Origin of the sequence: Paenibacillus sp. FSL H7-0737 (genome assembly GCF_000758545.1) — a bacterium.
Taxonomy (GTDB): Bacteria; Bacillota; Bacilli; order Paenibacillales; family Paenibacillaceae; genus Paenibacillus_AQ.
On the sequence record NZ_CP009279.1, the window covers coordinates 2,923,972 to 2,944,232 of the forward strand.

21 protein-coding genes are annotated in these 20,261 nt (G+C 46.0%); 19 read left to right on the forward strand and 2 right to left on the reverse strand.

The annotated features are described in order from the left end of the window. The first annotated feature begins 202 nt into the window (after positions 1-202). The 7 genes from H70737_RS12585 (at position 203) to coaD (ending at position 4,520) form a co-directional block, all read left to right on the forward strand. Positions 203-1,012, forward strand: a complete 810-nt coding sequence (locus H70737_RS12585; protein WP_042187681.1) for a glycoside hydrolase family 73 protein — start codon at positions 203-205, stop codon at positions 1,010-1,012. Positions 1,013-1,032: 20 nt separating this feature from the next. Beyond that, on the forward strand, positions 1,033-1,317 hold the full coding sequence (locus tag H70737_RS12590) for a holin (protein ID WP_042187683.1): 285 nt from the start codon (positions 1,033-1,035) through the stop codon (positions 1,315-1,317). Positions 1,318-1,428: 111 nt separating this feature from the next. Then, positions 1,429-1,851, forward strand: coding sequence for a hypothetical protein (locus tag H70737_RS12595; protein WP_042187685.1), 423 nt, complete (start codon positions 1,429-1,431; stop codon positions 1,849-1,851). A 120-nt stretch (positions 1,852-1,971) separates the two neighbouring features. Then, entirely contained in the window at positions 1,972-2,076 is a 105-nt protein-coding gene (locus H70737_RS30255; RefSeq protein WP_081951108.1) for a sporulation protein YjcZ, read from the forward strand. 376 nt (positions 2,077-2,452) lie between these two features. Further along, on the forward strand, positions 2,453-2,908 hold the full coding sequence (locus H70737_RS12600; protein ID WP_042187687.1) for a DUF6773 family protein: 456 nt from the start codon (positions 2,453-2,455) through the stop codon (positions 2,906-2,908). Positions 2,909-3,409: 501 nt separating this feature from the next. After that, on the forward strand, positions 3,410-4,018 hold the full coding sequence (gene rsmD / locus H70737_RS12605; protein ID WP_042187689.1) for a 16S rRNA (guanine(966)-N(2))-methyltransferase RsmD: 609 nt from the start codon (positions 3,410-3,412) through the stop codon (positions 4,016-4,018). Next, complete coding sequence (gene coaD / locus H70737_RS12610) at positions 4,002-4,520, forward strand: pantetheine-phosphate adenylyltransferase (RefSeq protein ID WP_042187691.1); 519 nt, start codon at positions 4,002-4,004, stop codon at positions 4,518-4,520. Before rsmD ends, coaD begins: the two co-directional genes overlap by 17 nt. On the opposite strand, the gene H70737_RS12615 is transcribed toward coaD, so the two are convergent. Continuing rightward, positions 4,492-5,718 (reverse strand): nucleoside recognition domain-containing protein, encoded by a 1,227-nt coding sequence (locus tag H70737_RS12615; RefSeq protein ID WP_042187693.1) that lies wholly within the window; start codon positions 5,716-5,718, stop codon positions 4,492-4,494. The genes coaD and H70737_RS12615 overlap by 29 nt on opposite strands. Before the next feature lie 152 nt (positions 5,719-5,870). Between H70737_RS12615 and H70737_RS12620 the strand changes: the two genes are divergently transcribed. Beyond that, the gene (locus H70737_RS12620; protein ID WP_042187695.1) at positions 5,871-6,908 is read left to right on the forward strand and encodes a SepM family pheromone-processing serine protease; all 1,038 of its coding nucleotides are present in this window, start codon (positions 5,871-5,873) and stop codon (positions 6,906-6,908) included. Here the strand turns inward: H70737_RS12620 and H70737_RS12625 are convergent. Further along, positions 6,898-8,136, reverse strand: coding sequence for a nucleotidyltransferase (locus tag H70737_RS12625; RefSeq protein ID WP_042187697.1), 1,239 nt, complete (start codon positions 8,134-8,136; stop codon positions 6,898-6,900). The two genes, H70737_RS12620 and H70737_RS12625, sit on opposite strands and share 11 nt — an antisense overlap. Before the next feature lie 218 nt (positions 8,137-8,354). On the opposite strand from H70737_RS12625, the gene H70737_RS12630 reads away from it, so the two are divergent. The 11 genes from H70737_RS12630 to smc all read left to right on the forward strand — a co-directional run bounded on the left by H70737_RS12630 (position 8,355) and on the right by smc (position 20,237). Continuing rightward, on the forward strand, positions 8,355-8,867 hold the full coding sequence (locus H70737_RS12630) for a YceD family protein (protein WP_042187699.1): 513 nt from the start codon (positions 8,355-8,357) through the stop codon (positions 8,865-8,867). Positions 8,868-8,936: 69 nt separating this feature from the next. After that, positions 8,937-9,110 (forward strand): 50S ribosomal protein L32, encoded by a 174-nt coding sequence (gene rpmF, locus H70737_RS12635; RefSeq protein ID WP_019911234.1) that lies wholly within the window; start codon positions 8,937-8,939, stop codon positions 9,108-9,110. A 423-nt stretch (positions 9,111-9,533) separates the two neighbouring features. Beyond that, positions 9,534-10,130, forward strand: a complete 597-nt coding sequence (gene fapR / locus H70737_RS12640) for a transcription factor FapR (protein WP_042127208.1) — start codon at positions 9,534-9,536, stop codon at positions 10,128-10,130. Continuing rightward, positions 10,114-11,103 carry a phosphate acyltransferase PlsX gene (gene plsX, locus H70737_RS12645; RefSeq protein ID WP_042187701.1) on the forward strand — a complete coding sequence of 330 codons (990 nt, stop codon included), beginning with the start codon at positions 10,114-10,116 and terminating at the stop codon, positions 11,101-11,103. The genes fapR and plsX overlap by 17 nt, the downstream gene beginning before the upstream one ends. Positions 11,104-11,111: 8 nt before the next feature. Beyond that, entirely contained in the window at positions 11,112-12,101 is a 990-nt protein-coding gene (locus H70737_RS12650) for a beta-ketoacyl-ACP synthase III (protein ID WP_139328492.1), read from the forward strand. Between the two features lie 37 nt (positions 12,102-12,138). Then, positions 12,139-13,062, forward strand: coding sequence for an ACP S-malonyltransferase (fabD, locus tag H70737_RS12655; protein WP_042187705.1), 924 nt, complete (start codon positions 12,139-12,141; stop codon positions 13,060-13,062). Positions 13,063-13,114: 52 nt separating this feature from the next. Continuing rightward, positions 13,115-13,864 (forward strand): 3-oxoacyl-[acyl-carrier-protein] reductase, encoded by a 750-nt coding sequence (gene fabG / locus H70737_RS12660; RefSeq protein ID WP_042187706.1) that lies wholly within the window; start codon positions 13,115-13,117, stop codon positions 13,862-13,864. A gap of 224 nt (positions 13,865-14,088) precedes the next feature. After that, positions 14,089-14,322: an acyl carrier protein gene (locus H70737_RS12665; protein WP_036686493.1), complete on the forward strand. Its 234-nt coding sequence runs from the start codon at positions 14,089-14,091 to the stop codon at positions 14,320-14,322. Between the two features lie 218 nt (positions 14,323-14,540). Continuing rightward, positions 14,541-15,779 (forward strand): beta-ketoacyl-ACP synthase II, encoded by a 1,239-nt coding sequence (fabF, locus tag H70737_RS12670; protein WP_076282776.1) that lies wholly within the window; start codon positions 14,541-14,543, stop codon positions 15,777-15,779. A gap of 12 nt (positions 15,780-15,791) precedes the next feature. Then, the gene (gene rnc / locus H70737_RS12675) at positions 15,792-16,496 is read left to right on the forward strand and encodes a ribonuclease III (RefSeq protein ID WP_042127220.1); all 705 of its coding nucleotides are present in this window, start codon (positions 15,792-15,794) and stop codon (positions 16,494-16,496) included. Between the two features lie 171 nt (positions 16,497-16,667). Further along, complete coding sequence (gene smc / locus H70737_RS12680; protein WP_042187708.1) at positions 16,668-20,237, forward strand: chromosome segregation protein SMC; 3,570 nt, start codon at positions 16,668-16,670, stop codon at positions 20,235-20,237. Positions 20,238-20,261: the final 24 nt, after the last annotated feature.

The window sequence follows — 20,261 nt, forward strand, 5'->3', positions numbered from 1 at the left end:
GCCCTATGTTAGTTGCATGCTTCATTTAATTCTTTTCAGCTACTTATGTCACATTCGAATTATCAAATACTAACACGCGCTCTTTGGGCGCGTGTTTTGACGTTAATTTTGAATGGAATCTAGCAATGACGCTCTATTAGTAGGGATATGCACAAGCATTTCATTATGCTCAGCATTTAATAAATGGAGAGGAAGTGATGAAATGACGGAGACCGAGTTTATTGCGAAGATCGCAAATTTTGCTGTGAAGGACATGCAGATCAGCAAGGTTCCAGCATCGCTAACGATAGCTCAAGCGGCGCTGGAATCGGGCTTTGGCAGCAGCGGATTGACTGTTAAGGCCAACAATTTGTTTGGGATTAAAGGTAGCGGACCAGCCGGTAGTATTACTGTGCAAACTACTGAATATGTTAATGGTAAAGCTGTTAAAGTAGAAGCTCTTTTTCGGGCCTATAACAACTGGGGAGAATCTGTTGCGGATCATTCCGCGTTGATTGTGAATGGTGTTTCGTGGAATCGTAATCTTTACAGCAAAGTGCTTGGTGCTAGTGGCAAGGTAGCCGCACAAGAGATTGCTGCCGCTGGTTATGCTACCGACCCAAACTATGCAGCAAAGCTAATCCAAATCATGAATACCTACAATCTGTATAAATATGATGATGAAGCCAAGGAAGGTGATGACGAAATGTCGGCAGAGGATAAACAAAGGCTGGCTAGTCTGGAAACGGAAATAAAGGAATTGCGTGCTCTTATTGTGAGCCTTACGGATAGCAAGGATACGCTAAAAACAGGTATGCAGGAACAAGGCCAGTCGATTACTATGCTTTCAGATCGTGTGACTTTAATCGAAGGCCGAGCAGTGATGAATGTACCCCCATGGGCTGAAGCGGCAGTAAAAGCAGCGAGTGCTGCAGGGCTGCTAGATACACCGTCAGGTGGCAGTTATGACTTCTATCGCATAATAACAGTGCTGAACCGTGCAGGCTTACTTGCTTCTGGTAGTGGAAAATGAAATAAGGAGGATTAAACACCATGTATAATGATGCTCTCAACAGTGTGCTTGCCTTTGCTTCCGTGCTGGCTGTTTTCGTAATGGCACTTGTACAACTTGTGAAGAATAGCGTGCGACTTCCGCGGAATATTGTACCGGTTGTTGGATTAGCTATTGGCTTGCTGGTTGGAGCAGTGGCCTATCCGTTCACTGATATGAATCTGATCCTGCGGCTATGGGCTGGAGGGCTAGCAGGACTTTCGGCGACGGGGTTATTTGAGCTTGCTTTTAACAAAAGGGATGGAACCAAAACAGATGAAAAATAGACTCGGCCTATCAGTTATATAAAACAATCGTTTTATACAGGTATTGTGACTATGCAATCTATCGAGAACCCTAATATATTATCTTATGTCAATTATAAAGGGGGTGCAACAATGGGAACTTATCTTGATGCAAGAACGTCGCAAAATGCCAGCCTCGCCAACTCTATAGCCATTCCTATAACAGTTCTAAATACTCCACAGCTGTTTGGACAGATTGGGTTGTTGACTGCAGGAGTGACTACAAATCCGCGTGTGCTGCTTAAAGGAACGATCTCTGTAACGCTTCCTTTAGCTTTAGTGGGTATCACAATTACGATTGTAAGGGGAACCTTGCCGACCGATCCGCTTATATATTCTGCTACTTCAACTTTTGGTCTAAGTATTTTGGCTCCGCAAGTCATAACCTTTTCAGCAGACGATTTCTTACCTGCAATCACACCTCAACTCACTTATACAGCATTTGTTTCATCTAATCTACTCGGCACAGTTCGTGTGGGTCCAGAAAGCTTTGACGGTATTTTAGTTTCTGATTAATTGCAGAGCATTTAACCTCACTGGTTGCCAGTGGGGTCTTTTTTTAACCGTTCGCCCAATCTTCTAAGAAGATGATTACATATCTTATGATGTATTCTAAAATACGGAGGAGGTCTTCTCATGGGTGCAGAATTTGGCGGGGTTGGTGGCGCTTTTACTTCCACAGGCGCAATCTTAGTGTTGTTCATCTTGTTAGTTATTATTACGAGCGCATGCATATTCTAAAGATATAAAAAAGTCTGCTTCTGGCATTCGTGCTGGAAGCAGACTTTTTTATGGTACTATTTCGATTTATGCCATGCAAAGCAAACGTCGTTAGGATTCTACTCTCGTATTGAAGTACATAAAAAATGCTGATCGGGATTTCTTCCATTATTGTAGTATTAATCATTGTCGTAACGGTGGGAAGCTTTTATTTCTATCATGTAACCCCGAACGTGACTGTCTAACAAAGGGCTGCCGAAAGGTGGTCCTTTTGTGATGTATATACTCTTTAGCGAATTTATTGTGTGAGTTTGCTTTTTATTCACATTTAAATGCAATATATAAATTGCATTATGTAATAAATATATTATAATTCTGGTTATAGGGAGGGATAATAATGAAAAAAAGTAAAATGAATGATGAACGAATTGTATCTCAAAGAAGAACGATTCAAAGTGATGCTTATCAAATATTAGTATATTGTTTGCTGATTTCAGTACTGATTCAACAATTCATAATGAATGCTCCGTTTGAGCAATTTGCAGTCGAGTTTTTCTGTTTAATTGGTAGTGGAATATATATAACGATACGGCACTTGTCTGTTGGTGTTGATATTTGGGATTCCCGAAGAAACACAAATAAAAAGCTGCTCATAAACAGCATTATTTCAGGCGGAATTTGTGTTTCGTTGCTTATAGTTTTGGCGGGAGAAAGAAATGTATGGAGCATTATTTTAATCTTTGTATCTTTTACAATTGTTTATTTTCTTACACACCTAGTGTTACGGAATATAAACAAAAAAAGACAACAGCAAATCGATGATGAATTAGGTAGTGATGATACAGTTGAATGAAATGCGCGGATTTTTAGTAGATTCTAAAGATTGCGAGGAATCAAACCTACGAACCTACGATCTAATGGCTTCCAGACAGGACAACATTAAGCGAACCCGTCAACCTTAAGGGGGCGGCGGGTGTTTTTCATTGTCCGATACTAGTAATTTTGTATTGGTTATTCCATATATAATAATAACTTTTAATGTCTTTAAACATAAATTCGGGGCCCTATCTCTAGGGCCCCTTTCATGGGAGAGGAGAAACCGGACGAAGAGCTTATGGGGAAACGTAAGCCTGCTCCGCGGTTGTCTACGACATTTGTGGTGTCGATAATTACATGATGTCCCTGGAAGCCCAGTCTTATACATAAGGAAGACTTATTTATCAGAATAGTCTTGATCTTTCCATTTTTCATATCTAGACAAATTTTTTATTTCATCGCGCAAATGTGTTACGATAGGCGTGGACTTATGCCCTTTTGGGTATAACAAACAGAGACATAGAGCGGGTGATTGACGGTGAGAGTGGTATCGGGAAGTGCAAAAGGAAGACCACTAAAAAGTGTGCCGGGAAGTGGAACAAGACCTACAACCGATAAGGTGAAGGAAGCTGTATTCAGTATGATCGGTCCATATTTTGAAGGTGGAGCGGTACTGGATTTGTTCGCAGGTACAGGTGGTTTGGGTATCGAAGCTTTAAGCAGAGGGATGGAAAGTGCCGTATTTGTAGATATGGATCCCAAGAGTATTGACACCATTCGTGCCAATTTGAAGGCGACTAATCTTGAAGCGAGTGCGCAAGTGTACCGAAATGAAGCAGGAAGAGCACTTAGTGCATTGGAGAAGCGGGGACGTGTTTTTGATTTAGTTTTTCTAGATCCTCCCTACCGATTGAAGCACGGAGATGAGCTGATGCTATCTATGGTAGAAAAAGGAATGCTGCAAGAGGACGCAATCATTGTTCTGGAGCATGAATCAAGTTATGCCTATCCTGAGGATATCCCAGGATTTTATAGGCTGCGTCAGGCCGTATACGGAGAAACGACAATTTCTATTTATCAGTATGAAGCTAATCCTTCTGTGGAAAGCGAGACTGATGAGGAGGTAGAGAATGAGTCAGCAAATTAGAAAAGAACGTGTTGCCATCTATCCAGGCACCTTTGATCCCGTGACTATGGGACATATGGATATTATTCGGCGCGCATCCAAGCAATTCGACCGTTTAATCGTAACGGTGCTTAATAATTTGAGTAAGAACCCGCTGTTTACTGTAGAAGAGCGGACAGAGCTTTTAAGACAGGCAACAGCTGATATTCCCAATGTGGAAATCGACAGCTTTAGGGATCTATTAGTCAATTATGTTCGTCAAAAAGATGCTCAAGTCATTGTACGTGGTATTCGTACCGTAACTGACTTTGAATATGAACTGCAAAATGCATCCATCAACCATAGTCTGGATCCGGATGCGGAAACGATCTTTATGATGACTAATCCGAAATATTCCTATTTAAGCTCCAGCGTTGTAAAAGAAATTGCCCATTTTGGTGGGAATGTGTCTGACTTCGTGACGCCTGAGGTGGAACGGGCGATGAAGCTTAAATTTAATCGAGCCGATGGCGAAAAGCGCTAACGAGATAGATCGTTGCGGATAATGCCAGTAGGATGATTAGCAGAAGCGATTGCAAACTAAGCAACTGAGGAAAAGAGCTCCATATGGCAGTTACATTAATGGTTCTGTTTGGTATGGATTGTGAATCAGCGAGCGCAGGCAAAGCGGCTTCACTTATTACTAAAAGTGGTTTCCATAGTAGCAGTGTTAATAAAAAAGCATAAACGCCATGCATCAGGCGTACGACAGCATAGGGGAGGAATCGGACATTTGCTTGTTTAAGCAACGTCAGCACCTGTAGCTGCGCGCAGAGCCCGCTCCAGCCTAGTGCAGCAGAGAGAAAGGCCAAGCCTAGTACACCTGATGCTCCGGCTCCGATGCTCGAGAGCCCTTTGCTTATAGCGTCGGCTCCTAAATGAATCTCGAGCAAGCTCGCTGGCAGAGCGGCTGGCAATGCAGGAAGTACCGTAGTTATGATATTGATGACCACGGCGAACATAATCATGTAACCGCCCACAACCATCAAATTTTGTACCGCTGTAGCTACTGACTCCCCAAGAAGTCTACCGAAGCTTCGGCCATCTCTTGATCTGGCTTCAGTGGCTGCAAATTGGACACGACTATATAAAGAAGGTCGTTTGGTATTCGTGCGTTCCTTTACAGAAGGCTGCGGATTGTCTAGCCGGCCATTTAAAAGAGCGTCTGTATAACTGGCCAGAAGTCCTGAAACCCAGTGGATAGCAAGTAGAAAGTAACCTGCTGTAGGACTATGTAGGAAAGCTACACCAATCACAATGAGCAGGGTTACTGGACTGGCGAAATGCGTAAGTGAAGCAAGACGAGCGGCTTCCTTGTCCGAAATGCTGCCCTGCCTATGAAGCTGCATTACACCTCCGGCCCCGCCGGGGAATCCAGCGGTGATCCCAAGCGCCAAAGTCCAACCACTCGCGCCAGGTAGTCGAAAGACCTTTTTCATCAATGGTTCCAGGAGCACTCCGAAACCATGTACGAAGCCCGAAGCGGTTAGCATCTCAGACAACATCAAGAAGGGTAGAAGTGCAGGGAATACGAGTGTCCACCAGAGCTTTAACCCTTGGAGAGAAGCCTCGAAAGAGCTTTCTGGTGAGATGATGATGGCAATGGCTAACAGGATTGCGATCACCCCAGATAAAAAAGGTGTGGAGCGACTAGCTAGCCGGCGTATTTTAATATTGTTCATTTCTAGAATCACCTCTTCATAACTTAAGGCATAGCGGATGTGTTATCAATTTATGCAGAGTAGACAACCATCATGCCAAACCACTAGTCGAAGCGGTAATGAAGTTCAAACATTCAACTCCTAATTGTGCCGTGGGAAAGAAGGGAAGAGTAGTGAAGCAGTTGAAGCATCGGCCGGGATTCCGTGCCACAGCTTACCTCTTTACGTTTGTAGTTATCGTGTATGTATTTGTTTTTATGAACACCCCGTACATTGTATATCAACCGGGTAGTGCCTCTGAAGTTGCCCCTATGATTAAAGTGGAAAATGCTGATCCAGCTGAAGAAGGAACCTTCATGATGACTACAGTATCTGCTAGTTACGCTAATGTGGCGTTACTGGTCGCCTCTGTTTTTAACTCCAATTCAGAGGTTGTGCGGAAAGAAACACGGTTAGGAGATAAGTCTGAAGATGAGTATGCTGCGGAGCAGGTTTTTTATATGAACAGCTCGCAATCTTACTCCGTTCAGGCGGCCTATCATGCTGCAGGAATTCCGTATGAGGATGTTGTGGATTATTTGTATGTTTTTTCAGTTCCGGTTGCCAGTAATAAAGGACAATTCCAGCCGGGTGACAGAATCATAAGTGTAGAAGGCCAGAAGGTACCCGATCCAGAAGCACTTTCTGCTTTACTTTCAACCAAAAAAATCGGTGATCAGGTCGCTGTTGTTTTACAAAGAAACGGTAAGGAAGTAAAGGAACAAGTGACACTTGTCGAGATCAAAGATAAAGAAGGTTCTGCAGTCCGACCTGGTTTTGGAGTCACTATAGCCGCAGTTCAAAAGGTAAAACCTAAAGAACAAGGCAAAGCGGTCAGCTTTGTGGATACGAATGTTGGTGGACCTTCTGCAGGACTGATGTTCACTATGGAGATTTACAACCGGCTTACGCCTGGTGATTTAACCAAAGGTCATAGGGTTGCAGGAACGGGCACGATCGACGCTGAGGGTGTGGTTGGTGCTATCGGTGGAGTGAAGCATAAGATTGTTGCTGCGGATCGAGAAGGGGCGGAGATTTTTTTCGTTCCTGTTAAGAATTACGACGAAGCCAAAACGAAAGCTGATAAAATCGGCACATCTATGAAGTTGGTACCCGTATCGACACTGGATGAAGCACTGAAGTATATGGAGGAACTACCGGTCAAACCATGACCGGAGGTTCCAAATAATCGCGATACAGATCGGTTCTGTGCGGTTCTCGAAAAGCTCCTGCGAAAGCAGACGCGGCTTGAAGGTCTCGTTCAAGTTGTGGATGGGAGCACAGTGACGGCCGCATGATGATGGGTAAGGTTGCTTTTTGTTTCATCTCTTTAAGGAGAACTCGTCCACTTTCTCTAAAACCAAGGATTCGAATATATCCGGGCCCCTCCGCTAGTACAGAAGGGGTCATTTCTTCCTTTGTATGATTTAGCAAAATGTGCAGTAGTAGACGTTGCAGTCGTGTATGCGTATAACGCTTGCTCTTAAGGGCTTGAAGCAAACCCGAGATAGAGAATTGCTCAAGATCGGGCATAAGGCGAAGGATTCTATTCTCCAAGCCTTCATTCATGTCTTGGATGGTTCGTAGCTCGGCAGCGGTACGTGTAGAGAGCAGGTGACGGAGGGGACCTCGGAAATGCTCCAATTCCAGAGGACCTCTACCTGCTGCATGCTCTCTTTCTAATATGGACACGCTATAATCCGGCATGTATGCTGCTGGAGAGCCGCCTTCTTGCAGCAGCTTGCGAATAGCAGTGGCGCTTGCGATCGATGAGTCAACTTGCAAAGGATCATGGAATCCGGCTGCCGTTCGCGGAACGGTTAGCGGCTCGATCTTGCTATTTAGCCGCTGCAAGGCGATGAGATAATGCAAGCCAAGGCTGTTATTCGGCTGACGCAGCAACTCGCCAGCATCGCCGGGACTCTCCTCTTCATGGAGAGTCCCTTCAAAGGCCACCGCCGCCGCTGCGCTGTACGCGGCGGGGAAGCTCGCTCCGAGCGCCATGCGGCGGCGGATCTCGCTCTGAAGTTCGCTGCTTTCCTCTGCCAGATACCTGGCCAGAGGAAGCAGCGAACCCAAAGTGCCGGCTTCGGAGCCGAAGCACAAGCTGTCCACGACTCCGGTCGCTTCCAGCAGTGCAACTGCTCCGAAGGCGAACCATTCTGCCGGCTGTACAGCATAGGCCACCGGCAGCTCAATGACGAGGTCGGCGCCCATTCGTAGCGCCATCTCTGTCCGGGCTTGCTTGCTTACCGCCGCCGGCTCGCCGCGCTGAGTAAAGGGACCGCTCATGACGACGATGGCGCGCTCAGCGCCAGATAGTCTTTTGGCTTCGGTGAAGTGATGGACATGTCCGTTATGTAATGGATTGTATTCTGCTATTATTCCAACTGTTGTCACTGCTGCTTCCCTCCGTATGTAACCATTATTTAAAATATAAGTGGAGATTAGTAGGATTAATATTTAGAAACTCAGTTCGCATATGCTGTCATTTTGATTTACACTAATAGTTATATCATAATTCTCTCCAATTCCTGAAACAATATAAAGGGAAAATGGTTGACAAAGGTATATAATACTAGGTATAATAAATTTTGTTTGTTTGGGAGTGATAAGTTATGCAGATTCACTTTCGCAAATTAGCGAATGCCGACGAACCGTTACATATTCACGATGTTGTGGATGTCAGCGAGGTAGTCAAAGGGCGCAAGGATATTCTAGCTGTTGCTCCGCTCTCAGTGGACCTTAAAGCGCTGCCCGCGGGAACCGATTGTGTGAACGTGGTGGGAAAACTGAGTGGAGATGTGGACATGTTATGTTCACGTTGTCTCACGGAGGTCAAAAGTGATTTGAACATTCCTTTTGCTGAGACTTTCAAGTGGCTAAAGCAGCCAGTTCTTCCAGATGATGACGAAGATGAGGAACTCATTTACGTCAAGGATGAGGTTGTGGATCTTATTCCTTATGTGGAAGAAAATTTCGTACTGCACTTACCGGATTCGGTATTGTGCAAGGCAGACTGTCTTGGTCTTTGTCAGAAATGCGGACAGAACTTGAACGAAGGCACCTGCAGTTGCGACAACACAGTGATCGATCCTCGACTCGCTGGGTTGAAAGACTTTTTCAAATGAAACATTACAACAAAACACATTCTGCTCTGAGGAGCAGGCTGACAGAAATATCACAAGGAGGTGGAACACATGGCAGTACCACAACGTAGAACGTCTAAAACACGCCGTGACAAACGTCGCACCCACTTTAAGTTGGTTGTGCCGGGCATGGTGAAATGCGAACAATGCGGAGAGTTGAAATTGGCTCACCACGTATGTAAAGTTTGCGGAACTTACAAAGCAAGAGAAATCATCAAACAATAGTTTCGGAATAAATAGTACTTCACTATCGGTGAAGTACTATTTTTTTTGAAATATAAGAATATATAAGTTTCACGCTATACATTATCCTTATATTTTTTGCATAAACGCTTACCGTCTATTAGGGACGCTGAGGCGTTTATGCTTATCCAAACATAAGCCGCCCAGAAGTCAATGCTTTATTTTTGGTGCGGCATGCTTTATACTACATATTAGTACCTGGTTCTAAATAATGTTTGAGGTTATTTGACCTAATATAACAGCGGCCATTCAAGCGGCCGAATGCTTTCTTTAAAATATAAGAAAGTATAAGTTATGCACCTATACTTGATGTCTTATATTTCTCGCTTAAACGCTTATCGTCCATAAGGACACCGAAGGCGTTTATGCTTGGCACGTGCCAGGAGGTGAGCCGCAATCGAGCGGATGTCCAAGAAAGAACGTCAGCAACAGCTGCTACATATAATCGCAGGTAATCCTTTTGTAACGGATCGGGAGTTGACTCGTCAGCTAAAAGTTAGCATTCAGACGATTCGGTTAGACCGAATGGAGCTGGGGATACCGGAACTGCGTGAACGAATGAAGCAAATGGCAGAGCACTCCTATGATCAGGTGCGCTCTTTGCCTGCGGATGAAGTCATCGGAGACATTGTGGATTTACAATTGGACAAGAGTGGGATTTCGATATTTGAGATTCGCGAAGACCATGTGTTCTCTAGAAATGGGATCGCTCGTGGTCACTATGTGTTTGCTCAAGCGAACTCGCTTGCGGTTGCCGTAATCAACGATGAAATTGCTCTGACCGCTTCAGCCGATATACGTTTTGTACGCACAGTTCAGCTAGGTGAGAAGTGTATTGCCAAAGCACAGGTGCGGTCACTCGCCGGTAGGGGTGGCAAAGCAGAGGTGGACGTATTCACCTATGTCGGAGAAGAACTAGTGTTTCAGGGCCATTTTATAGTGTATCGGTCCGCAAATGATGAACACAGTGAAGGGGGTAACCATAGTGCTGATCGCCATTGATGCCATGGGCGGGGACAACGCTCCTGAATGTAATGTCGAGGGGGCGTTGTCCGCGGCCGCGGAATGGAAAGATACGCAGATTGTGCTCGTTGGTGACGAAGCCAGATTAGAGCCACTACTCAAAGACAAGCCATCTAATCTGACAATACGTCATGCAGGAGACGTCATTGGTTCTGATGAAGAGCCGGTTAAGGCAGTTCGTCGTAAAAAAGACTCATCCATGGTTGTAGCTGGACGAATGGTGCGTGAAGGTGAAGCAGATGCTATGATTTCGTCGGGTAACACGGGTGCGCTAATGACCACAGGACTCCTCGTAGTTGGCCGGATGCAGGGAATTGAACGTCCTGCACTGGCGCCTATGATTCCAACGCTTGACGATGTTGGCGTACTGGCTCTTGATCTTGGTGCTAACATGGATGCGAAGCCTGAACATCTGGTACAATATGCGCTGATGGGCAGCATTTACCGGAGCAAGGTTCATGGTATTGCTAAGCCGCGTGTGGGACTTCTGAATGTAGGGACGGAGCCTGGAAAGGGTAACGAACTGACGAAAGAAGCTTATCCGCTGCTTGAGAACTTGCCAGGTATTCATTTTATCGGTAATGTTGAGGCACGTGACGTACTGACAGGGAATTGCGATGTGCTTGTCTGCGATGGATTTGCCGGTAATATTTTGCTGAAGTCTCTTGAGGGTACGGCGGGCGCTTTGTTCTCTTTGCTCAAGGAGCAATTTAGTCGTTCCCTGAAGACTAAGCTTGGCGCGGCTATGCTGATGCCGGAGCTTAGAGCTTTAAAGGGTAAAATGGATTACAAAGAGCACGGTGGTGCACCACTACTCGGTCTTAGCGGATTGGTAGTGAAGGGCCACGGATCTTCTGACGGAAATGCAGTTAAGAATGCGGTAAGACAAGCGCGGATTGCTCTACAAGCCGATCTTGTGCCAAGTATATCCAAGGAAATTAGCGGGAAGTGAGTGACGACATGAGACAGTTGCGACCGGTTGGAATTATAGGAACTGGCAAATATGTACCTGAGAAAATATTGACAAATAGCGATCTGGAAAAAATAGTGGAGACTAACGATGAGTGGATCGTCAGTCGGACAGGCATCCGCGAGAGACATATTGCTGCGCCTCACGAGGCAACTTCTGATCTAGCGTATGAAGCAGCACTCAAGGCACTTGATTCCGCTGGAATGAAAGCCGAAGATTTGGATCTTATTATTATTGCAACAGTAACACCTGATAGTGCTTTCCCTTCTACAGCCTGTATTTTACAGGATAAGCTGGGTGCTAAAGGCGCTGCGGCTTTTGACTTGTCAGCAGCCTGCTCTGGTTTTGTATACAGCTTAGCTACTGCGGTTGGCTTTATTCAGAACGGAATGTACAACAATGCACTTATTATAGGTGCGGATACTTTATCCCGCATCACAGATTATACAGATCGCAATACTTGTGTCTTGTTTGGTGATGGAGCAGGTGCAGTTATCATTGGTGAGGTTCCGGAAGGTCGTGGTTTCCAATCCTTTGATCTGGGTGCTGAAGGCTCTGGAGGGAACTTGCTTAAGCTAGAAGCCGGCGGTTCGCGCTTGCCTGCCTCTCAGCAAACCGTTGAAGATAAGAAGCATTTCATTTATATGAATGGCCGTGAAGTCTTTAAATTTGCTGTTCGTGTAATGGGCTCAGCTACAGAACGTGTGCTTACTAAAGCTGGTCTGGGTAAGGAAGATATCGATTTGTTCGTACCTCACCAAGCGAATATTCGTATCATTCAATCCGCTATGCAGCGTCTTGATTTGCCACCAGAGAAATGTGTAATCAATGTTGATAAATATGCCAATACTTCGGCTGCCTCCATTCCACTTGCGCTTGTTGAAGCGGCGGAAGAAGGACGTATGAAAGAAGGCGACACCGTCCTGATGGTTGGATTCGGCGGGGGCTTGACTTGGGGCGCATCTGTGTTGATCTGGTAATAAGCTAAGACCGTTATACGGGAAGGAGTTCATACTTATGAGTAAAATTGCATTCGTCTTTCCCGGTCAGGGAGCACAAGCAGTTGGAATGGGCAAGGATGTTTATGATGCTCTTCCAAACAGCCGTGCAGTGTTCGAGAAAGGGGATGAAGTTCTCGGATTTCCACTAAGTAAGCTGATTTTTGAAGGACCGGACAGTGAGTTGAAGCAAACGGTAAACACGCAACCAGCGCTTCTTACAGCAAGCGTAGCCTATCTTGAAGCTCTACGTGAACAAGGTTTGAAGCCGGATTATGTTGCTGGTCATAGCCTTGGTGAATACAGTGCACTAGTAGCTGCGGGTGTGTTGTCATATGAAGATGCTGTAACACTTGTACGCTTGAGAGGTCGTTTCATGGAAGAAGCTGTTCCAGGAGGACAAGGTGCAATGGCTGCAGTGCTTGGCGCAGAACGTGAAGCGCTGGCAGCATTATGCCAAACTATCTCTGAAGAGAATGGTGTTGTAGAACTGGCTAACGTTAACTGTCCTGGTCAGATCGTTGTTTCCGGATCTCAGGAAGGCGTTAATGGTGTTGTGCAGCGTGTTAAAGAAGCTGGTGGCAAGCGGGCAATTCCGCTAGAAGTAAGTGGACCTTTTCACTCTTCTATGATGAGAGCTGCTGCAGATCGTTTGGCAGAAGAGTTGAAGAAAGTAACCTTCAACACTCCAAATGTACCTGTCATCGTTAACGTCACTGCATCACCGGTAACAGATCCCGAAGAAATTCGCGAACTGCTTGTTCGTCAGGTGTATTCTCCTGTGCTTTGGCAAGACAGTATTGAATGGTTGATTGCGGATGGTGTTGACACTTTTGTTGAGATTGGTTCTGGCAGTGTTCTGGCAGGTCTGATCCGCAAAATAGATAAAACAGTCAAAGTAATCAACATTAATACACTTGAAAGTGTCCAAACTGTTTTGTAAGAAATGGTTTAACATTTTGACAACAGCATCACGATTGAAAGGGGATTAGACTATGTTTTCAGCATTGCGGGGCCAAACGGCCCTTGTAACTGGCGGCTCACGTGGCATTGGTCGTAGTATCGCGCTTGCTCTTGCAGAACACGGTGTAAAGGTGGCCGTGAACTATGCAGGAAGTGAAGCAGCGGCACAGGAGACTGTGGCCCGTATTGTCGAGCTTGGCTCGGAGGGTATTGCACTCCGTGGAGATGTCGGCAATAGTGAACAGGCCGAGAGCCTTGTGAAAGAGGTTCTTAATACCTGGGGACGTATTGACATTGTTGTCAATAATGCCGGCATTACTAGGGACAACCTGATTATGCGCATGAAAGAGGAAGAGTTCGATCAAGTGATTGAGACGAATCTGAAAGGTGTGTTTAATTGCCTTAAGGCAGCAACACGTCCGATGATGAAACAGCGCTATGGCCGAATCATTAATATTTCCTCGGTTGTGGGCGTGACAGGTAACCCTGGTCAGGCTAATTACTCTGCAGCTAAGGCTGGTGTCATCGGTTTAACGAAGGCATCGGCTCGGGAGCTTTCTTCGCGGGGCATCACTGTCAACTGTATTGCTCCTGGGTTTATTGATACAGATATGACACGTGAGCTCTCTGAAGAAGTTCGCAGTGAGCTAGAGAAGGGCATTCCACTAGCTCGCCTTGGGCGTCCGGAAGAAGTAGCTATGACAGTTGTTTTCTTAGCTTCTGAAGGCGCCGCTTATATGACCGGCCAGACACTACACGTGGATGGCGGGATGTATATGTAATTCTCCTTTGAAAATATAAGAAAGTATAAGTTTCACACTATACTTTATCCTTATATTTCTTGCATAAACACTTACCGTCCTTATAAGGACGCCGAAAGCGTTTATGCTTGGGAGAAATTACACTGTTTTAAAGATGAAATGTGAGGGATCAGGAAAGCGTTTTTTGCGGTCTATGGTATTTTGACCTCATATCTCGTATAATACCAAAAGAGGAGGTGAACCGGATGTCCGATGTATTAGAGCGTGTAAAACGCATTGTCATCGACCGCTTAGGTGCCGATGAAGCTGAGGTAACATTAGAAGCGTCTTTCAAAGATGATTTAGGTGCTGATTCTCTTGATGTAGTAGAATTGGTTATGGAATTGGAAGATGAATTCGACATGGAAATCTCTGATGAAGATGCAGAGACGATTACGACCGTGGGTGAAGTTGTGAAGTACATACAATCTCATACCTAGAGTCATATGATTGAGAGTCCCGTTCCAACTTGGGCGGGGCTTCTCCTCATTTATACAGCATTAAAGATGTATTACAGGTTGCCATGTGCAGCTTCATAGGGATTATAACAGAACCGCAGAAGCTTTAATGATGCGGTGATCGCTGTTCATATAGTAATAATTTGCAGTATATAAGTACTGAATATAATGTATACAGCCTATAGATGGGGTGATTGTGTTTGAGTCATAGAGTGGTTGTAACCGGGATGGGCGTAATTACGTCACTGGGGAAAGACTTGGAGACGTTCTGGGATAATCTGATGAGCGGTAAATCAGGTGTATCGATGGTTGAAGCGTTTGATGTCAGTGAATACACTACGCAAATTGCTTCATCAGTTAAAGACTTTGATCCGGAGGCGCTTTTTGGCCGCAAGGAAGCCCGCAAAATGGACCGTTTTGTACAATTTGCAGTGGCTGCTGGTGAAGATGCATTGAGAGACAGTGGACTTAAGATCGGTGAAGATATCGATGCTGAACGGATCGGTGTATCTGTTGGTTCGGGTATCGGTGGTCTTGGTACTTGGGAAGACAATCATAATCTGTTGCTTGAAAAAGGGCCAAAACGGGTTAGCCCGTTCTTTATCCCGATGATGATCGCTAACATGGGTTCTGGGCAGCTGTCCATTAACCTCGGTGCAAAGGGACCGAATACGACTACAGTGACGGCCTGTGCTACAGGAAGTCATTCCATTGGGGAATCATTCCGTCTGATTCAACGTGGAGACGCGGATGCTATGATCTGCGGTGGTTCGGAAGCGACCATTCGTCCAACAGGAATGGCAGGATTTTGTGCAATGAGAGCAATGTCCACTCGTAATGATGAGCCGGAGAAGGCTAGTCGGCCATTTGATGTAGATCGCGATGGTTTCGTTATGGGAGAGGGCGCTGGGATCTTGATTCTGGAATCCCTTGAACATGCTGAGAAACGTGGAGCGAAGATTTATGCTGAGGTAATCGGCTATGGTCTAAGTGCTGATGCTCACCATATGACTGAACCGGATCCAGATGGTGCAGCTCGCTGCATGAAGATGGCAATCCGTGATGCTGGTATCTCTCCTGAAGATATTGATTACATCAACGCACATGGTACTTCAACGCCTGTAGGAGATCGATCAGAAACGGCTGCTGTTAAGAAAGCATTAGGTGAACATGCCTATAAAGTAGCTATTAGCTCAACGAAATCCATGACAGGTCATCTTCTAGGTGCTGCTGGTGGAGTAGAAGCTATTATCTGCGGACTCTCTTTGCAAAAAGGCATGATTGCTCCAACAATTAATTTGGACAACCAGGACCCGGAATGTGATTTGGATTATGTACCAAATGTTCCACGTAAAGCGGATCTTGATATCGTAATGTCGAATTCGTTTGGATTCGGGGGACATAACGCAACAGTTATTCTAAAAAAATATAATCAGTAAGGGGACAGCGCGGTGAAAGGAGAACTGAAGCAGTTACAACAGCAACTTCAAATCCAATTTCACGATTCTGTGCTTCTGAAGCAGGCCTTTACCCATGCATCTTATGTGAATGAACACCGTTTCAATCAGCATCAGGACAATGAGCGCCTCGAATTTCTAGGGGATGCTGTACTGGAGCTGACGGTTTCTGAATATTTGTACAATCTGTTGCCAGATCGACCTGAAGGGGAACTGACCAAGCTACGTGCCGCTATCGTATGCGAGCCTTCGCTGGTTAAGTTCGCTGAGAGTTTAGGTTTTGGCCGTTATGTACTGCTGGGAAAAGGGGAAGAACTTACGGGCGGACGTACTCGCCCGGCCCTGCTGGCTGATGTGTTCGAATCCTTCGTGGGAGCGCTTTATCTTGACCAAGGGCTGGAAACTGTACGGTCTTTTCTTGATAATCACGTATTTCCACTTGTGGAGACGGATGGGAAACTGCAAATGCAGATGACCGATTATAAGACGGAACTGCAAGAGCTAATTCAGCAGCACAATATGGGTACGTTGGAATATCGGATCATTGAAGAACGGGGACCCGCGCATGAGCGTGAATTCGTCTCTGAAGTGTTAATGACTAACCGTTCACTTGGTAAAGGGAGCGGCCGCTCGAAGAAGGAAGCAGAGCAGCAGGCTGCAGCAGCTGCACTCTTGCATCTGAAAGAAGATGGTGCCTGAATTTTGCATCATGTGGACAAGCGGAGGAGAGCAGCAAAGGTCTGAATACCGGCGTTTAGGCGGAGCTCAGACCGTTGCTGCTCTTTTTCGAAAGAATAGCCAAGCTTCATTTTGAAGCTATTTTAGGCGAATAAACGCTATGGTATAATGGGTCAGAGGTGATAGGCAAGTATGTTTTTGAAACGGATAGAATTAGCTGGTTTTAAATCATTTGCCGACAAAACAGAAATGGAATTTGTGCGCGGAATAACGGCCGTAGTGGGTCCGAACGGAAGCGGCAAGAGCAATATTTCTGACGGCATACGCTGGGTACTCGGCGAACAGAGTGCTAAATCACTGCGTGGTGGCAAGATGGAAGATATTATTTTTGCCGGTAGTGACGCGCGTAAAGCTGTGAATTATGGTGAAGTATCACTTACGCTCGATAATGAGGATCACACGCTTCCACTGGATTTCAGCGAAGTTACAGTGACTCGGCGTGTTCACCGCAGTGGTGAGAGTGAATATTTAATTAATAAGCAATCCTGCCGACTAAAGGATATCACAGAGCTGTTCATGGATACCGGTATCGGGCGTGAGGCTTATTCGATTATCGGACAGGGTCGGATTGAAGAGATTCTGAGTACTCGTTCCGAGGATCGGCGAGGCATCTTCGAAGAGGCATCGGGTATTGTAAAATATAAATCGCGCAAAAAAGATGCAAGTCGAAAGCTTGACGACACGGAGCAAAACTTGCTTCGTATTCACGATTTGATTAGTGAGCTTGAGGATCAGATTGGTCCCCTTAAGGATCAATCGGAGAAGGCCATTCGCTTTAAAGAGCTTCGGGAACAACTGAAGCATCAGGAAATTTCAGTCTATGTGCATCAGATTGAAGGCATTCATACAGCTTGGCAGGAAGGTAACGCTAAGCTCGAAACTTTAAAGGATGAGCAACTGGAATTATCTACAGTTGTCTCAGCCCATGATGCCAAGCTGGAAAGCGGACGTGCTGAACTGCGCGCGTTAGAAGAACAGATCGAGAAGCAGCAAGAGCAATTGCTCCGTTATAGTGAAGCTTATGAGAAGAGCGAAGGTTACGGGGAAGTGTTGAAGGAACGCAAGCGTAATCTTGAGAGCAACCGTGAACAGTTAATGCTCACATTAGGTTCTGTAGGTGAGCGTTCTGCGGACCGACAGCGTGAGCTTGGGGATTTAGAAGCTAAGCTCGAAGCGTCCCGGCTTAAGCTTGTTGAGCTTCGGAAACAGATCGAAGCGGAAGAGGCAAGACTCGAAGGTGTCGCTGACGGTATTAGTCAGAGCCAGGAGGAGAAGCTGAAAAGTGCTCTCCTGGAGTTAATGAACCTTATGGCGAATGCACGTAACGAAATTCGTTACGCGGATCAACAGAAGGAGAACCTGGAGCGTCGTATGAGCCGCAGTGAAGAAGAAAGCGGCAAATGGACTGCACGGCATGAAGAGCTGTCTGCTAACCAGAAAGGGCTAAAAGACAAGATTGCCCAGCTTGGAAAAGAACTAAGCAATCTTCGTGGTGCTTATATTACTGAAAGTGAACAACTTAGTAAACGTCAGAGGCTGATTGAAGAGACGCAATCAGGTCTGAGAAAGTGGGAACAGAAGCGGGAAGCACAAGTCTCTCGTCACGAGACCATGAAAGAAATGCAGGATGATTTCGATGGCTTTATGCTTGGGGTTAAAGAAGTTCTCAAAGGAGCTCGTAAAGGACAGCTTAACGGTGTGCATGGTGCGGTTGCTGAACTCATCTCCGTTCCTGAGAAGCTGGAAATGGCTGTTGAGACTGCACTGGGTGCATCGCTGCAACACGTGGTTATGGATAATGAGAGCGTGTCTCGTCAAGCGATATCTTTCCTGAAGCAACGTCAATTGGGACGAGCTACTTTTCTACCACTCGATGTTATCCGGCCACGCCAAATTTCCGGTAGCGACCGAGGAATGGTGGAAGATGCTGAAGGTTTTGTTGGAATTGGTTCCGAACTCGTTGGATACGATGATAAGTATGCAAGTATTGTTGGCAGTTTGCTTGGCAATGTAGTTATTGCTGAGAGCCTGGAGCAGGCTAACCGCATCGCCGCTAGATGCCAGTATCGTTATCGTGTGGTTACGCTAGAGGGTGATGTAGTCAATGCCGGGGGCTCCATGACTGGTGGTAGCCAGCATAAGAAGAACAATAGCTTACTTAGTCGTAAACGCCAGCTGGATCAGCTGAGCAGTGAGATCGAAGAGAGCGAGCGTCAAATTGTTAAGCTGAAACAAGGCATAGCCAGACTTCGTGAAGAGCAGGAAAACGCTAGCGTGAAGCTAGAGGACCTGCGCCGTGATGGTGATGAGAAGAGACTGGAAGAGCAACGTGTTTCTGGCGATTTGAAGCAGCTTGAACAGGAGCTTCGGCATGTGCAGGAACAAGTGGAGAGTACAGGCGCGGAACGTAGTGGCTTTGAAAGTGAGGTCCGCACGCTTGAGGAGACTCGGAAACAAGCCTCTGCTGAGCTTGAACGTCTCGAGAAGGAAGAGAAGGAAGCTCATGAGGGTATCCGTAATGCCGAATCGGCGCGTAAAGCGAATGAATCCGCTAAGGAAGAGTTGCAAGGTAAGCTGACCAGTATGAAGGTTTCGGAAGGCAAGCTCGATCAGGAGATCTTCTCCTTGGAGGAGCAATTACGTCGTCTAAGACAAGATGCGGGTTCACAGGATAAAGAGCTGCGCCAGAATCGAAATCTGTTACATACGATCGAACAGGATTTGGCTAGTAATGCTTTGGAAACCGTGAAACAGAAAGAAGATTTGAATAGTTATCGTCTGAAGAAGGAAGAGACAGCCGGTACTTTGGATCTAGCTCGGGCGGAACGTTCAGCGTTAACCCGTAAGCTTGAGCTAGAGGAGGGCAAGACCAAGGATCAGCGTCAGGCACTTAGAGTCGTGGAGGACAAGCTGCGTTCTACTGAAGTTTCTGTGGGTCGTCTCGATGTTGAACTTGATAATATTCTTCGTAAGCTGAGTGATGATTACGAGCTAAGCTATGAACTAGCGAAGCAACGTTATCCTGTGCCCGAAGATGTGCCTGCCGCACAAGCAGATGTACAGCGTCTGAAACGCAGTATTTCTGCATTGGGCGAAGTGAACTTAGGTGCGATTGAAGAATATCAGCGTGTTCATGAGCGTTATACCTTCCTCAGTGGACAAAAAGATGACCTGGTCGAAGCCAAGACTACCCTGTATCAAGTTATCCGTGAGATGGAAGATGAAATGTCCAAACGCTTCAAACAGACCTTTGATGCGATCCGTAAACAATTCGGTACGGTATTCTCGAAGCTGTTCGGAGGCGGTCGAGCTGATCTCATGCTGCTGGATCCAGAACATATGCTTGAAACAGGTATAGATATCGTAGCCCAACCACCGGGTAAAAAGCTTCAAAACCTGCAGCTCCTATCTGGTGGGGAACGCGCCTTAACTGCGATGGCCCTCTTGTTTGCCATCCTGCAAGTGAAGCCGGTTCCGTTCTGCGTACTGGATGAGGTAGAGGCTGCGTTAGATGAAGCGAATGTCGTGCGTTTTGCACAGTATTTGCGTGAGTTCTCGGAACAAACGCAATTTATCGTCGTTACACACCGCAAAGGAACGATGGAAGAGGCGGATGTGCTCTACGGAGTGACGATGGAAGAAGGCGGAGTATCTAAGCTTGTCTCTGTACGTTTAGAGGATGAGGAAGCAGAGATCGCTTAACGGCTTGCCAAAATGGTGATTTTT